The organism is Sphaerisporangium sp. NBC_01403 (assembly GCF_045040145.1).
Lineage (GTDB): Bacteria > Actinomycetota > Actinomycetes > Streptosporangiales > Streptosporangiaceae > Sphaerisporangium > Sphaerisporangium viridialbum.
The window spans coordinates 9,875,626-9,889,542 of record NZ_CP109534.1 but is presented as its reverse complement, the minus strand read 5'-3'; the positions used below and the strand labels follow the sequence as shown (position 1 = coordinate 9,889,542).

Genomic DNA, 13,917 nt, shown 5'->3' with positions numbered 1-13,917 from the left:
CGGAACGAGGGCTGCAGAGCTACTGTTCCCGCAAGCTACCTCCGCAGGAACGAGCCCAAGGTGCGAGGGCGTCAGCATTACCCCCATTTGCGGATCATGGATCGCGTATGGATCGCGCGGCTCGTCATTCGAGGGCATCAGGCGTCGCGAGACGGCAAGATCGCGATAGCCGTACGACACACAAAAGGCCAGGTCAGATGATGTCTGACCTGGCCTTTGGATGGTGCCCCCTGCAGGATTCGAACCTGCGCACCCGGCTCCGGAGGCCGGTGCTCTATCCCCTGAGCTAAGGGGGCTCAACGAGTGGTAAGGCTACCAGCATCTGAGGGCCTTCGGTTACTTGGAAGCCAGCTCGCGATCAAGTATCCGTTGGGGCGCGAGTGGCGGCTGCGGCGATGGGCCTCGAAACGAGCGTGGCAGCACCGCCTCAGCGTGGATCCAGCAACCCCCGCACCGAACGCCCCATGCCCGCCCATGTCCCGGCCCATGATCCCGTCCATGTCCCCGTCCATGTCCCCGTCCATGATCCCGCCCATGTCCCCACCCACCCCGACACCCCGCCACCCCGCCACAGCCGCGCCCACTCCTTCACATGCTCTCCCCTCCCGGCCCGCCTGCGTCGCGCCCTGTCTCCCCGCGTCTCTCCTTGTCTCCCCTTGTCGGGGTAGCGCGTGTCTGCGTGTCCCTCTGTCTATCTGTCCCCGTCCTGCGCGTGCGCCTGGAGGTAGGAGGCGTTCTGGAGGGGTGAGTTGGCCTTTGGGCTCCGGGTGCCGTGCCGGGGTAGGTCACCCGGGGCCCGCCGGCCGTCCACTCTGGGCAGATGGGCACCGCGCTCATGACGGCACTCCTTGGCTGCACCGTGCTCATGACGGCACGCCCTGGCTGGGCTAGGAGGGTGAGTCAGTTGCTTGGGCGGATGGCGCCTCGGTAGCGGGCTCGGTAGTAGAGCGAGTGTGCGAAGTCGACCTTCCGCACTACGTCGCCGGACTTGGGGGCGTGGATCATCACGCCGTTCTTGAGGTAGATGCCTACGTGGGTGGGATCGCCGCTGCCGCCGCCGAAGAAGACGAGATCTCCCGGCCTGAGCTGCGAGAAGGGGATCTTGGTGCCCTTGGTGAACTGGGTGCCGGTGTAGTGAGGAAGCGAGACGCCTGCCCGGGCCCAGGCATAAAGGGCCAGCCCGGAACAGTCGAAGCCACCACCCGTCGCCCCAGCCCCGGATCCGCCACCCCAGACATACGGCGTACCGAGCTGGCGAAGCGCGGCGGACGCGGCGACAGTTCCAGACGCCGTCCGGCCCGATCGGGAGGTGGAGCGAGCGGTCGAGCTCTCTAACGGCTTGGACTTCCCGGCGACTGTGTGCCCCCTGGATCTGCCGGGAGCACCGATGGGGAGCGCGCCTCGGCGGTGCTTCTTCTCGTCGTCCTGCCCAAGGTGCTCGGCGCCGTGGTCTTGGGTGGGGAACTCCTGCTCGTCCCTATGGGTGATGTCGTGGGGGCGTTGTCGGCTGGAGGTCTCGGGACGTCGTTGGCGCGATGTCTCAGGACGTTGTGAGCTGGAGGTCTCGGGGCGTTGTGGGGTGGAGGGGCGTTGCTCGCGGGCCTCGATGGGGGCGGGTTGGTGGATTCGGAGGAGGGGCTCGTCGTCCTCATCACGTCCGTTTGTTTCGCTGGGGCGGGGGTCATAGGCGGGCCACGTCCACATGCGTGCGCCTGGCGAGCCGTGTGGATCTATCTGGTGCCGGGGCGCCCAGGGAATCGACTCCGAAGATCGTGCGGGGGTGGAGATCGGTGGCTCAGAAGGTGGGAGTGGGTGAAGGAGGCCGCCCTCGGAGGGGAGAACGGGATGGCCTTGTGGGTGAAGGAGGCCGCCTTCGGAGGGGAAAAGGGGATGTGGTTGAGGGTCAAGAACGTCGGCCTGGGAGGACAGAACAGGGTGGGCTTGCGAGGGGTCGGCTGAGGGGGCGGGGATTCGGGTGTCGCCTTCGCAGATGGTGACCACCGGGCTGCCGGCGAGAGATCGGAGCCATGCCGAGGCGACCTCTGACCACTGCGCCGGAACGCCCTCTGGCCACCGCGCCGGAACGGCGTCTCGCCAGGGGGTGGGCAGCTTCGCGGGGACGGTGCCGAGCCACCTTCTGAGAGCTGCGTCGGACCAGCGCGGCAGGACGGTGTCGAACCAGGCCGCTGAAGCGGCTTGGAACCACTGAGACGAGGGAGCGTGGAGCCGGCGGACCGGGGGAAGACTTCGCGGCCCCACGTGGGGTTCGAGGCCGGGAAGCCAGCGGACCTGCGCGCATCGGCCGGTGGGCAGGCGCGGAACGCCCTCGCCGGCCCCTCCGGAAAGGGCTGCCCCGGTGACAAGGACGGTGGTGATGAGCATCGTGATCACGGATGCCTCCTTGGGCTCGATGAGGAATCGAGGCCCCAGGATCAATTGGCCGGGCTCAGGCGCGCCGACCCGAATCGGGCTCTGTGCATAACCCGAGGTTGTGGGTAAGTAGCGCCCTTCGCCGCACCTGCTCTGACCTGCGGTGAAGGAGACGTGTGACCGGCGCGCCTGAGCAGTTTGTGGATAACCCAGGTACGCAGCGAGTTCTCGGACGCGATGGGGACCGGTCCCAACGAGCCATCCTCGCGGTCAGGAAAGGGGGACCGTGTTACCGCGAGCTTGGGGGACTTCGGGAAAAAGGCTCGCGAGACTCACCGGTAGGGGTTAGCCTCGCGGCCGTGGACGAGCTTCTGGGACGCGTGCTGGTTGTGGACGACGACGAGGTGATCCGGCAGCTCATCGCCGTGAATCTCAGCCTGGAGGGCTTCCAGGTCGAGACGGCGACCGACGGGCAGGACTGCCTGGAGCGGGTGGCGTCGGTGCGACCTGATGTCATCACGCTGGACGTGATGATGCCGCGCCTGGACGGTTGGATGACGGCGACGAAGCTCCGCGCCGACGAGAGCACCAGGCACATCAAGATCATGATGATTACCGCCCGGGCCCAGGAGGACGACAAGAAGAGGGGGCTCGGCATAGGCGTCGACGCCTACCTCACCAAGCCGTTCGACCCGGCCGAGCTGATCCAGGCGGTACGAGACCTCGCCCTAGCCGCCCGCACCACCAGCGCCTGACAGGCCACCGCCTCAGAGCGCCTGAGATCGCGACGGTGGCGTGATCGGCTCCTCCCGGCGTCGCAGGGCCCGCACCGCGAACGCCTGACCGCACCTGTCTCCCGACAGTCCCGCACCTCCGGCCGCTCGGAGCACCCACGAACGGGGCCGTGGCGTGATCACGCCGGGTGGGTCGACACCAAGACGACCGGCCTCGGTTCGCGGCCATGCGACACACGGCCACCAGGGGTCAGGAGGAGAGTCCTTCCTGGTGGGCGTAGGCGGCGGCCTGGGTGCGGGAGGAGACGCCGAGCTTGGCGAGGATGTTGGAGACGTGGACGCTCACGGTCTTCTGGGCGATGAAGAGCCGCTCCGCGATCTCGCGGTTGGAAAGGCCGGTGGCGACCAGCGCGAGCACCTCCTGCTCGCGGCCGGTCAGCGTGGTGAGGGCGCTGGGGACCGAGGGGGACGCGGAGGAGACGGCGGACGGGCCGGAAGCGGGGAACCGGGCTCGGCGGCCCAGCTCGGTCAGCGCGCGGCTGAGAGGCTCGGCGCCCAGGGCCTCGGCGGTGGCCACGGCCTGATCCCACTCCTTCAGTGCCTCCTCGCGGTCGCCCGCCACCAGCAACGCCTCGGCGAGGCGCCATCGCGAGCGCGCCACCTCGTAGACGAACCCGAAGTCGAAGGCGTCGACGACGGCTCTCCACATCGCGGGGTCGGCGGTGCCCTGGATGCGGTGCCACTCGACCTCACACCTGGCCAGCCACGCCTGTCCCTCGACGCCGACCTCGCCCCGGGTGCCCGACCCCGGCCCCGTCGTGGCCGCCGCACGGGCCTTGCGCAGCAGGTCGTCGGCCTGAGGCTGCCGGCTCTCGCCCAGCTCGGCGAGCGCCCAGAGCCCGGTGGCGCAGATGCGGATCATCGCGGGATCGAACGGCTCCAGAACCTCGACGACCGCTTCGACGTGCGCGATGGCGGTTCGCGGGTCACCGTTCCACAGCGCGTGCTCGGCGGCGAGCCCGCGCGCGATGTAGTTCACGAACCCGTCGTGCAGGAAGGGCTTCAGCCACGCCGTGCGCTCCTCGACGATGGCGTCGCCGCGCGCCACCTCGACGAACAGCGCGTAACCCGACAGCCGCGCCTCTGGCAACCTGCCCACCCGCACCGCGAACATGGAGGCCAGCGCGCCCGCCTGCTCCCACTCTCCGGCCACGTAGTGGATGAGCAGCCGCAGGAATCTGAGGTCGGTGCCGTACGTGCTCCAGGACAGGCCGGTTTCGCGCGCCAGCTTCACCCCGCGGTCGGCGCTGACGGCCGCCGCGGCCAGGCCGCCGCGCTCGTACAGCACCCGGGCCTGGTGGAAGATGGCCCGGAGGTCGATGGACAGGTCACCGGAGCTGATGCCGCCGGCGAGGGCGAGAAGCTCCTCGGCTCGCGCGCCGTCGCCGTCGACGTCGGCGATCGTGGCGAGGGAGATCAGCGCGCTGGACTCGGCGTCGCGAACGCCCGCCGCGCGCGCCGCGTCGAGCGCCCGGCCGGCCAGCTCCTTCGCCTCGTCGTGCCGGGAAGTCCACAGGAGGGCTCGCGCGTAGGTGGCGAGCGCCCGGGCGAGGATGCAGCCCGCGTCGGCGCCCGAGTGCGAGGCGGCGGGGTCGTTGGCGAGCTGGACCGCGGTCTTCGCCGCGTCTATGGAGGAGGCGGTGTCCTCGTCGGCGTCGATGAGGTAGTACGCCAGGCGCTCCCACAGCTCCGCGGTGGCCTCCTCGGTGGCCAGGAGCTCGCGCATCTGGATGACGGCGCGGTGCGTGTCGCCGCTCTCGGCGGCCGCGGCGGCGGACAGCACGGCCAGGCGCACCCGGTCGATGCCGGCGGCCCGCTCGGCGTCGGGGACCCGATGCCACAGCGCCAGGGCCTGGTCGTAGTGGCTGTGGGCCTCAACAGGCGCGCCCAGGCGCTCGGCCCGTCGCCCGGCCTCCACTGACGCGGCCAGGGCCCCGGGCAGGTCGTGGCTGGCGAGGTAGTGGTAGGCGAGCTCGGCCGGTGAGTCGTCGAGCAGGCGGGTGAACTCGGCGTGCAGCCGCGTGCGCTCGCCGGGGAGCAGATCGGTGTAGACGGCTTCCTGGAGAAGGGCGTGCCGGAACGCGTAGCCGTAGTCTCCGTCGGGCAGCAGCAGGCCACGCGAGACGATCTCGCGCATGGCCTCCTCAAGCTGCGCGTCATCGAGGCCGGAAACCTTGTGGAGCAGGTCGTGGTCGACGCGCCGGCCCGCGACCGCCGCCGCGCGCAGCACCCGCTGGGCGGGGTCGGAGAGCCTCTCGACGCGTGCCAGGAGCAGGTTGGCCAGCCCGTACGGAAGGCCCTCGGCGGCGAGGAGCTCCTCGGCGTAGAACGGATTGCCCTCGGCGCGCTCGATGATGTCGCTGATCACCTTGGCGTCCGCCCCGCCCAGGGCCACGAGGTAGTCGGACATCTCGTCGGTGCCGAGCGGGCCGAGCCGCACTGCGGTCACCGAGGGAAGCCGCTGCAACTCGGCCAGGAGCGGCCGGAGCGGGTGACGGCGGTGGAGGTCGTCGGTGCGGTAGGTGCCGGCGAGGCACACCCGCTCGTGCTGGAGCATGCGGCTGAGGAAGACCAGCAGGTCACGGGTGGCTCTGTCGGCCCAGTGGAGATCTTCGAGCACGAGCAGGACCGGCCTGGTCTCGGACAGCTCGGCGAGGAAGCCGAGCGTCGAGCCGAAGAGCTGCTGCTGGGTGAGGCCGGAACCGGCCTCCGGCCCGGAGTCGAACGACGAGCCGGGCACGAGCCTGCGGAGCATGGGACGGGCCTCGATCGCCGCGACGAGGTCGGGATCGGGATCGTCGCCCGCCATGCGCAGGGCGTCGGCGAGGGGGAGGTAGGGCAGGGCGTCACCGAGCTCGGCGCACTGGCCGATCAGCACGGCGAACCCCTGGGCGCGGGCCCGGCTCACCAGCTCGGTCACGAGGCGGGTCTTGCCGATGCCGGCGTCGCCGCCGACGACCGCGACCCCCGCCTGCCCCGCGACCGCGGCGTCGAGCACGCCGATCAGCCGGCGGAGCTCGCCCGACCGCCCGATAAGAGCACTCTGTGCCTCCCGCCACGCCATGTCCGGGAGTATTTCACGCCTGGCCCACAGATCCCCCGGCCAGCATTAACGTACGAAGGCCATGAAACCGACATGACCGGGATTGGACATGAAAAGCGGCCGCGAATGGCCCTCTGTTTCGGGGCGAAAGCCTCCTATGGTCGAGGCCATGATCTCCCCCTCCACCTTGCTGATCTTCTCGCTGGCCGCGATCGCGCTGGTCGTCGTTCCCGGCCCCAACAACCTGTACATCACCGCCAGGGGCATCTCGCAGGGCAGGGCGGCCGCGGTCGCGTCTGCCGTCGGGGTGGAGACGGGGACGCTGGTCCACATCGCCGCCGCGGCGGCGGGGCTCTCGTACCTGATCGCCAGATCGGCGGCGGCGTTCGCCGTCGTGAAGTGGGCGGGCGCCGCCTACCTCGTCTACCTCGGCATCCGTACGCTCACCAGCGGGCGGGAGGCGACCGCCAGGGCCGCGACCGGCCAGCCGCTCCACCGGATCTTCCTCGAAGGCGTGGTGGTCAACGTGCTGAACCCGAAGGTCATCCTCTTCTTCCTCGCCTTCCTCCCCCAGTTCGTGGACCCTGCGGCCGGGTCTCCCGCGTTGCAGATCGTGGTGCTGGGCGTGACCCTGCTGCTGCTCGGCCTGGCCAGCGACATGGTCTACGCCGTCGGCGCGGGCTCCCTGAGCAGGCTGCTGCGCGGAAGGCAGAAGCCGCTGAGGTACTTCAGCGGCTGCGTCTACCTCGGGCTCGGCGTCGCCACCGCGCTGGCGGGGGGCCGTGCCCGCTGATCGGCCAGGCAGGCGAGGTCCTCGACGAGGCGGGCCAGGCGCCCCGAGTCGGCCAGCACGGTCAGGTGGCCCCGGCGCGGGATGTGGATCAGCCGCCCGTCCCGGCAGGCGCGCAGGAAGTCGCGCTCGTGACAGCGGAAGGGGTCGCGGGATCCGTTGACCAGCCACACACGGCCCGGGTACGCGGCCAGGTCGGACAGCGGATCCCGGGCCGCCACGGCCTCCACCGCCGAGGGCATGACCTCGCAGGCGAACCCGCCCGCGACGACCGCCTCGCCGGGTGCCCCTGGCAGGGCGCGGCGGAAGCCGTACGCGCTGACGCGGCCGGCGAGCGCGGGATCGCGGGCCGCCAGGGAGGCCGCGAGACGGTAGACGTTTGCGTTCACCCGGTCGGGTCTCGCCGTGCATCCCATGGCCACCAGGCCCGCGACCTGGGAGGGGAACCGCGCGGCGGCCGCGATGCCCACGTATCCGCCGAGCGACAGGCCCACCAGCAGCGCCCGGCCGCCCATCCTGCCGACGGCGGACGCCACCGCGTCGGCCGCCGACTCCATCGTGAACGGCTCGCCGCGGCGGGAGCCGTGTCCCGGCAGGTCGGGAGCCTCCGCCGGCCTGTCCAGCCGGGAGATCACCGGTCCCCACATGGCGCCGGCGACCCGGATGCCGTGGACGAACACGACGGGCAGCACCGTCATGGCACTCTCCTTCCCAGCTCGCAACGCAACGGTGCGTTGCATATGCCTCCATTAAAGACAACGCAACGGTGCGTTGCAATAGGCTGCCCGCATGGCAGACGGTCCGCGCAGGAAGCAGGAGATCTTCAAGGCGACGCTGGATTCGCTGGCGGAGAAGGGGTACGAAAGGCTCACGGTCGAGGGCGTGGCCGAGCGCTCCGGGGTGAACAAGACGACGATCTACCGGTGGTGGCCGTCCAAGGCCGCGCTTCTGGGCGACGCGCTGGTGGAGGCCCGGGCGCTGGACTTCGAGGTTCCCGACACGGGAAGCCTGCGAGGTGACCTGAAAGCCCTGCTCAGGGGCATGGCCGCCCTGCTGACCACACCTCCGGCCTCGGACGTCGCGGTGGCGGCCCTCGGCGCGGCTGTACACAACCCCGACCTGGCCGCCGGGACCCGGCGCTTCTTCGCCGACCGGTTCGCCCGGGAGCGGCCCATCTTCGACCGGGCCGTACGCAGGGGCGAGCTACGCTCCGGAATCGACGCCATGATGGTCGTCGACCTGCTCGCCGGAGCCGTGTGGCTCCGCGCCGTCTTCCGGCAACTGCCGCTCGACAACGACTTCACCGACCGGGCCGTGGACCTGGTCCTCGACGGGGCCGGCGCCTCGACCGCACGCTGAGCCCAGCCAGGTGGCCGCGAGCCGAGCCGGGCGCACGACCGCACGTAAGGCCAGGGCGTACGACCGCACGCCGAGCCGGGCGGGGTCAGCTTCCCCAGGTGCCGGTCGTCTCGCCCGAGGTGACGGCCGCGTCCTCGATCCGCTTGTGCACGGCGCGGGCGTCGCCGCCGGACTTGATCGGGCCACGCAGCGCGTACACGATGAAGTGGTAGTGGTGCACTCCACCGGGCGGGCACGGACCCGCGTACGCGGGACTGCCGTCGCTGCCCGGCGCCACCTTGCCCGGCGTGGCGCCCTCGCCGGAGCCACTCTCGGAGACCAGGATGCCGGTCACGATCCAGTGGATGTACGACCCGCCGGGCGCGTCGGTGTCGTCCACCACGATCGCCAGCTCGCGCGCCGACTCGGGGACTCCGGTCCAGGCCAGCGGGGGCGAGATGTCCTGACCTCCCTGCCTCGCGCAGGCGTACTTCTTCGGGATCGCGGCGCCCTCGGCGAAGGCCGGGCTGCTCACCTTGAGGCCGGCCGACGGCGAAGCGCCCTGGGACGAGTCCGACGCACCTCCCGCCGAGGGCGAGGCGCCTCCGGCGGACGGTGAGGCCCCTTCGGCGGAGCACCCCGTGAGGGCGGCCAGCAGGAGCCCCACGCAGGCCATACCGAGCCGGCGGCGGACCACCCCGGGCCCTCCGCAGACCACACCCGGCCCGCCACGGACCACCCGGAACCGGCCGCGGACCACACCCGGCCCGCCGCGGGCCACACCGAGGTTGGCGATCTTCATCTGTCCAGGTTAACGCCGGCAAGGCCCGCGCCCCGGTCAGGACGCGGGCCGCACGCGAATCAGTTGCCGAAAGTGAACCAGTTGAGGTTGACGTAGTCGGCCGGCTGGCCGCTGGAGAAGGTGATGTAGACCGTGTGGGTGCCGGTGACCCCCGCGATGTTGGCCGGCACGGTGCGCCAGCTCTGCCACCCGCCCGTGTTGCCGACGGCGAAGTCACCGATGGGCGCGGCGGTCGGGCTGTCCAGCCGCACCTGGACCAGGCCGCTGACGCCGCCGGCGGCCCCGGACGCGACCCGCCCCACGAACTGTGTGGCGGCGGACGTGCCGAACCTCACCCCGTCGTAGCGGAGCCAGTCGCCGTTGCCGATCTGCGAGACGTTCTGGCCGCCTCCGCTGTCGGTCGTGGTCTCCAGCCCGGTGCCCGACTGGGCCTGGTAGCTCTCCGCCTGGATGGTCGACCGCGCGTCGAAGCCGCCGCCGGGGGGAGGCGTCGGCGTGGGCGAGGTCGGCGGGGTGGTCGGGCCGGACCCGCTCTGCCACACGGCGACGTAGTCGACGACCATGGGACGTCCCGACACGGTGGCCGCCGTCGGTGTGGAACCGCCGAGCGCATTGGGGAAGGCGCCGCCCATGGCCACGTTGAGCAGCAGGAAGTAGCCCGCGTGGCTGGTCATGTTGGCCCACGTGCCGGCGTCCATCTGGTTCTCCGCGACGCTGTGGAACTGCTGTCCGTCCACGTACCAGCGCAGCTGGTTGGGGCTGACGCCACGGTCCCACTCGAAGCGGTAGGTGTGCATGGCCGACTGGCAGCTCGCGCCGGGGCAGGGCCGGTTGGCGCCGATGCCGGTCGTCTCGTTGCAGGGCCCGCCGGGGTTCACGCCGCAGTGCAGGACGCCCCACACCGCGTTGATCCCGTTGACGTTCTCCATGATGTCGAACTCGCCGGTGCCGGGCCAGTTCCAGTAGTTGCCCCGGTACGGCGCGCCCAGCGCCCAGAAGGCCGGCCAGTAGCCGAGCGCCTCGTTGCCGGTGACGTTGGGCATCTGGATGCGGGCCTCGACGCGCAGCACGCGCCCGGCCTGGGGCTTGAAGTCTGCTCTGCGGGTCTCGATGCGCGCGGATGTCCACTCGCCCGAGCCGCTCTTGATCGGGGTGATGCGCAGGTTGCCCGCGCCGTCGAGGCTGAGGTTGGCGGGGCTTGAGGTGTAGTTCTGGATCTCGCCTGTCCCCCAGTTGCCCGGACCGCCCGGGTAGGCGTGGCCGGTGTCGATGATCCAGTCGGCCGACGACGGGAGCGAGCCCGCCGAGCCGTTGAAGTCGTCGCTCCACACCAGGCTCCAGCCGCCCGGGGTGGGAGGTACGGCCGCGCCCGCGGCGGTCAGCGCGATGACAGGGAGGAGGGCCGCGCCGATGGCGGCCAGCAGGAGGCGGATCCGGGGACGGCCTCTCGGCACTGGATCGGGGGACATGATTTTCCTCATCTCTCTCGTGGGGGCAGATCACACACTTTCCGTGAGGACGGGCGCCGGCCCGGAGACTCCGGGCCGGCGCCGCCGCTGTCAGCTGAACGGGATGGTGACCACGGAGCGGTTGCCGACCCCGAGCGAGGTCGGGTTGGTCCCGATCGCGCTCCAGATCTCGACCTTCACGCGGCCGTTGACGAGGTTGCCGAGCGTGCCTGAGGAGGACGCGAGGCCCGCCGCCTGGGTGGAGTGCTCCCAGCCCGCGACGGGATCGGTGGCGAAGTACTTGTAGGTCTCCACACGGTCGTAGGTGCCGTCGCCCGTGAGGTCGTACGAGACACGGGTCTGGACGCCGTTGCCCACCGAGGTTCCCGCGTCGAGGAACAGGTCGAACGCGGTGGCTGCCCCGGTGTAGGACATGGTCAGGCCGGTCGAGGTGTAGACGAGCGGGTTGTAGGGGGTGCCGTCGTGGGTGGTGCCCCCGGCCGAGGAGACGGTGTCCGATCCCGCCGCGCCGCTGGCCGCGGACAGCGCGCCCCCGCTCAGCAGGTAGCGGGTCGGTGAACCCGGCGTCGGCGTCACCGTGGGAGTGGGGGTGGGTGTCGGGGTGGGCGTCACCGTGGGAGTGGGTGTCGGGGTCGGCGTGGGTGGCGTGGAGCCGCCCGCGCTGGTGGCGGTCGACGCGGCCGGCACCGCGAGCTTCTTGCCGTCGGAGAAGGTGACGGTGCGGGCGGCGGTGCCGTAGTTGTGCGCCACGTAGGTGCGCGTGCCGTTCAGGCTGAAGACCGCCGCCGTCGGGGTGTCGGCGGTCACCGCCGCGTCGACCGTGCCGAGCCTGGCCAGGTTGTAGATCCAGTGGTACTCGTGGGCCTTGGTCTCCCCCGCCTCCGGAGTGTAGGAGTTCCACCCCGCGTCCCAGTTGGCCTTGGCGGCGGCCGGGTCGCCGAGCGCGCGGTACTCCCAGATGATGTCGCGCCACTCCACCGCTGGACCGCCGTTGTTGGCCTCCATCTCGGCCAGGCCGGCCTTCACCTTGTTCGGGTAGAGCCCGTGGTAGAGCGAGCCGCCTGTGATGGGCAGGTAGTTGATCCCGTGGATCTCCTCGGGGTTGCCGGTCCACCAGGTGCCGTAGGCGGCGCCGTCGCCCCAGATCATGCCGACGGTGTCATGGCCGAAACCGGCGGGGTAGACGACGTTGTCCACGTCGAACCAGTACTGCCCGATGGTGGCCGCCTGCGTGGTGTAGAGGTAGATGCCGAGGTCGCGCAGGGAGTTGTCGCCGGTCGCGGCGCCCAGCAGCAGGGCTCCGGCCGCGAAGTTCATCCCCTCCGACGACGACTCCTCGTTGTTCCCCGCGGCGAAGCCCGCGTGCCCCGACGCCCAGCCGTTGCCCGCGTAGGGGTCGAAGTTGCGCAGGAACGGGAAGCGCGTGTCCGTGCGGTCCCAGTTGTTCGCGTCCTTCGCCAGCAGCTTCGCCATGCCGCCCCACTGGCCGTCGGCCGCCCACGCCCGGTCGTACCTCGCCACGGTGGCGGCGGCCATGAGGTAGTAGCCGTAGTGGAAGTGGTGGTCGTTGACCTCGGAGTCGCTGCCGTACGAGGCGGGGTAGCCGGTGAGGATGCCCCACGTGCCGTCGTACCGGAACTGCTCGCCGCCGGCGGTGAACCAGCTCTGCAGCTCGGTCTTCAGCATCCCGAGCAGCTTGTCGCGGGACGCGGTGTCGCCGAGCTGCTCGGCGATGGGCACGAGCTGCGCGAGCCGCCCGAGGGCCTTGCCCGTCCCGTAGGTGTCGCCGGTGCCCACGAGCGGGTCGCCCGCCGCCCCCTGCTTGACGAAGTCGCCGAGCCGCGCCCGGTCGTAGGCGCCGAGGTCGGGCAGGGAGGGCAGGACGCCGTGGAACGTCTGCCGGGTGCTGAACGACGCGCCCTCGCGCAGCTTCATCGTGCCGCGCGGCGACACGTAGGTGTAGGTGGTCAGCGGGTCGGTGGTGGCGAGCCACTGGTGCCGGTAGAGCGCCAGCAGCGTGCCGGTCTGGGTGCCTTCCTTCGCGGTGGTCGTCGCGGTGTAGGTGGTCGTGAGCCGGGCGGCGGCCTCGTCGTACGACCAGCTCACGTTGGTGCCGGTGACGAAGGAGTAGGCGTACTTCGCGAACAGGTCGAGCGCGCCCCGGGCGGGCAGGGCGGCGACGGAGTAGTAGTTCTTGCCGCCGAGGGCCACCGTCGCCGCCGTACCGGCGATCGTCCAGTCGGTGCCGGTCGGCGCGAACAGCGCGTAGTCGTGCCCGTTGACCGTGGCCCCGAGCACGTTGCCCCTGTCGGCCCAGATGGTGGGCGTCGCGACGAAGCTGACCTGCGCGTTCCCGCCGGAGGGGGTGGCGTACACGAACGGCAGCCCGTGCCCGATGGTGGCGCGCAGGGTGCGGGTGCCGTCGGACCAGTAGGGGGTGACGGTCCAGTCGGACCAGCCGTCCACCTGGGTGCTCGGCGCGTTGAGGCCGGTCACGCCCAGGGTGAGGTCGCGGGCGTGGGTGTAGTCGTACTGCGACGCGGAGATGGTGGGCGTGGTCGGGTAGCTGACCTCAAGGCCGCCCGCCGCGGCGTGGAAGGCCAGCGGGTGGGCGTACATGTTCTCGGAGTAGGGGTTGCCCGCGTACCGCTGGAAGGCCAGCGAGGACCACCAGTCGTTCGTCGGGACCTTCGCCGTGACGGCGGAGGTGATCTTGGGCGTCACGGGCGCGCCGGCGTTGTTGGACGGGCCAACGGCTCCGGCGGGAAGGTCGGTCGTGTAGCTGCCGGCCCCGACGGTGACGGTGGCGGCGCTTGCGGGAGTGGCGGGGACGGTGGAGAGCAGGCCTGCCAGCAGGGTGGCGGCGACCAACCCGGCGGACCGTCGTCTCGAGGAGGGGTTCCTGGGGAGATCGGTGGTCATGCGGCGTGACTTTCGTCGTGGGGGGGGGACCGGCCCGCCTCGACGAGGCGATGACCGGCGACAACTCCTACCGCGGGCCCGACGGCCGTTCGAGGCCCGCACAGCGCTGGGATCCAGGTGTTCGCGTCGACGTAACTTGCTTGTAACGCTCTCAGCGCCGCTGACGCTAGATGGGCTGACAAGCCGTGTCAACAGCCAGAGAATGTTTCTCGAAGATCTTGAGAGCGCTCTCCAACCGTTTCCGCCGACCGCCGTGACGGCCGGCCTCGCCGTCAAGCTCACCACCAGGGACGAAAGCGGGTGTTCACGACATATGCCCCCTCCCACTGGGACTGGCCGAGATAATGGGAAAGAACCTTTATCATGGGGACACCTCCCGGCACGGATCG

At 70.9% G+C, this 13,917-nt stretch carries 10 protein-coding genes and 1 tRNA gene; 4 read left to right on the top strand and 7 right to left on the bottom strand.

All coding sequences use genetic code 11. From position 1 onward, the window contains the following. Positions 1–221 precede the first annotated feature (221 nt). A tRNA-Arg gene (locus OG589_RS44645) sits at positions 222–296 on the bottom strand. A gap of 604 nt (positions 297–900) precedes the next feature. Beyond that, entirely contained in the window at positions 901–1,704 is an 804-nt protein-coding gene (locus OG589_RS44640) for a C40 family peptidase (protein WP_405145001.1), read from the bottom strand. Positions 1,705–1,812: 108 nt separating this feature from the next. On the opposite strand from OG589_RS44640, the gene OG589_RS44635 reads away from it, so the two are divergent. Both OG589_RS44635 and OG589_RS44630 read left to right on the top strand, forming a co-directional pair. Continuing rightward, positions 1,813–1,959, top strand: a complete 147-nt coding sequence (locus OG589_RS44635) for a hypothetical protein (RefSeq protein WP_405145000.1) — start codon at positions 1,813–1,815, stop codon at positions 1,957–1,959. Between the two features lie 770 nt (positions 1,960–2,729). Then, positions 2,730–3,125, top strand: a complete 396-nt coding sequence (locus tag OG589_RS44630; RefSeq protein ID WP_405144999.1) for a response regulator transcription factor — start codon at positions 2,730–2,732, stop codon at positions 3,123–3,125. Positions 3,126–3,354: 229 nt separating this feature from the next. Here the strand turns inward: OG589_RS44630 and OG589_RS44625 are convergent, their stop codons facing one another. Then, positions 3,355–6,228 (bottom strand): AAA family ATPase, encoded by a 2,874-nt coding sequence (locus tag OG589_RS44625; protein WP_405144998.1) that lies wholly within the window; start codon positions 6,226–6,228, stop codon positions 3,355–3,357. 148 nt (positions 6,229–6,376) lie between these two features. On the opposite strand from OG589_RS44625, the gene OG589_RS44620 reads away from it, so the two are divergent. Next, the gene (locus OG589_RS44620) at positions 6,377–7,000 is read left to right on the top strand and encodes a LysE family translocator (RefSeq protein WP_405144997.1); all 624 of its coding nucleotides are present in this window, start codon (positions 6,377–6,379) and stop codon (positions 6,998–7,000) included. On the opposite strand, the gene OG589_RS44615 is transcribed toward OG589_RS44620, so the two are convergent. Next, on the bottom strand, positions 6,949–7,695 hold the full coding sequence (locus OG589_RS44615) for an alpha/beta fold hydrolase (RefSeq protein WP_405144996.1): 747 nt from the start codon (positions 7,693–7,695) through the stop codon (positions 6,949–6,951). The two genes, OG589_RS44620 and OG589_RS44615, sit on opposite strands and share 52 nt — an antisense overlap. 91 nt (positions 7,696–7,786) lie before the next feature. On the opposite strand from OG589_RS44615, the gene OG589_RS44610 reads away from it, so the two are divergent. After that, positions 7,787–8,356 carry a TetR/AcrR family transcriptional regulator gene (locus OG589_RS44610; protein ID WP_405144995.1) on the top strand — a complete coding sequence of 190 codons (570 nt, stop codon included), beginning with the start codon at positions 7,787–7,789 and terminating at the stop codon, positions 8,354–8,356. 85 nt (positions 8,357–8,441) lie between these two features. Here OG589_RS44610 and OG589_RS44605 read toward each other — a convergent pair whose 3' ends face one another. The 3 genes from OG589_RS44605 to OG589_RS44595 form a co-directional block, all read right to left on the bottom strand. Further along, the gene (locus OG589_RS44605) at positions 8,442–9,137 is read right to left on the bottom strand and encodes a YbhB/YbcL family Raf kinase inhibitor-like protein (RefSeq protein ID WP_405144994.1); all 696 of its coding nucleotides are present in this window, start codon (positions 9,135–9,137) and stop codon (positions 8,442–8,444) included. A 59-nt stretch (positions 9,138–9,196) separates the two neighbouring features. Beyond that, positions 9,197–10,606 (bottom strand): glycoside hydrolase family 16 protein, encoded by a 1,410-nt coding sequence (locus OG589_RS44600; protein WP_405144993.1) that lies wholly within the window; start codon positions 10,604–10,606, stop codon positions 9,197–9,199. Positions 10,607–10,696: 90 nt separating this feature from the next. Beyond that, entirely contained in the window at positions 10,697–13,528 is a 2,832-nt protein-coding gene (locus tag OG589_RS44595; RefSeq protein ID WP_405144992.1) for a glycosyl hydrolase, read from the bottom strand. Positions 13,529–13,917: the final 389 nt, after the last annotated feature.

What these genes read in the sequence shown, in the direction of transcription:
- OG589_RS44615 (WP_405144996.1), bottom strand. Translation starts at nt 7,695, where the DNA reads ATGACGGTGCTGCCCGTCGTGTTCGTCCACGGCATCCGGGTCGCCGGC.
- OG589_RS44605 (WP_405144994.1), bottom strand. Translation starts at nt 9,137, where the DNA reads ATGAAGATCGCCAACCTCGGTGTGGCCCGCGGCGGGCCGGGTGTGGTC.
- OG589_RS44620 (WP_405144997.1), top strand. Translation starts at nt 6,377, where the DNA reads ATGATCTCCCCCTCCACCTTGCTGATCTTCTCGCTGGCCGCGATCGCG.
- OG589_RS44595 (WP_405144992.1), bottom strand. Translation starts at nt 13,528, where the DNA reads ATGACCACCGATCTCCCCAGGAACCCCTCCTCGAGACGACGGTCCGCC.
- OG589_RS44600 (WP_405144993.1), bottom strand. Translation starts at nt 10,606, where the DNA reads ATGTCCCCCGATCCAGTGCCGAGAGGCCGTCCCCGGATCCGCCTCCTG.
- OG589_RS44610 (WP_405144995.1), top strand. Translation starts at nt 7,787, where the DNA reads ATGGCAGACGGTCCGCGCAGGAAGCAGGAGATCTTCAAGGCGACGCTG.
- OG589_RS44640 (WP_405145001.1), bottom strand. Translation starts at nt 1,704, where the DNA reads ATGTGGACGTGGCCCGCCTATGACCCCCGCCCCAGCGAAACAAACGGA.
- OG589_RS44625 (WP_405144998.1), bottom strand. Translation starts at nt 6,228, where the DNA reads ATGGCGTGGCGGGAGGCACAGAGTGCTCTTATCGGGCGGTCGGGCGAG.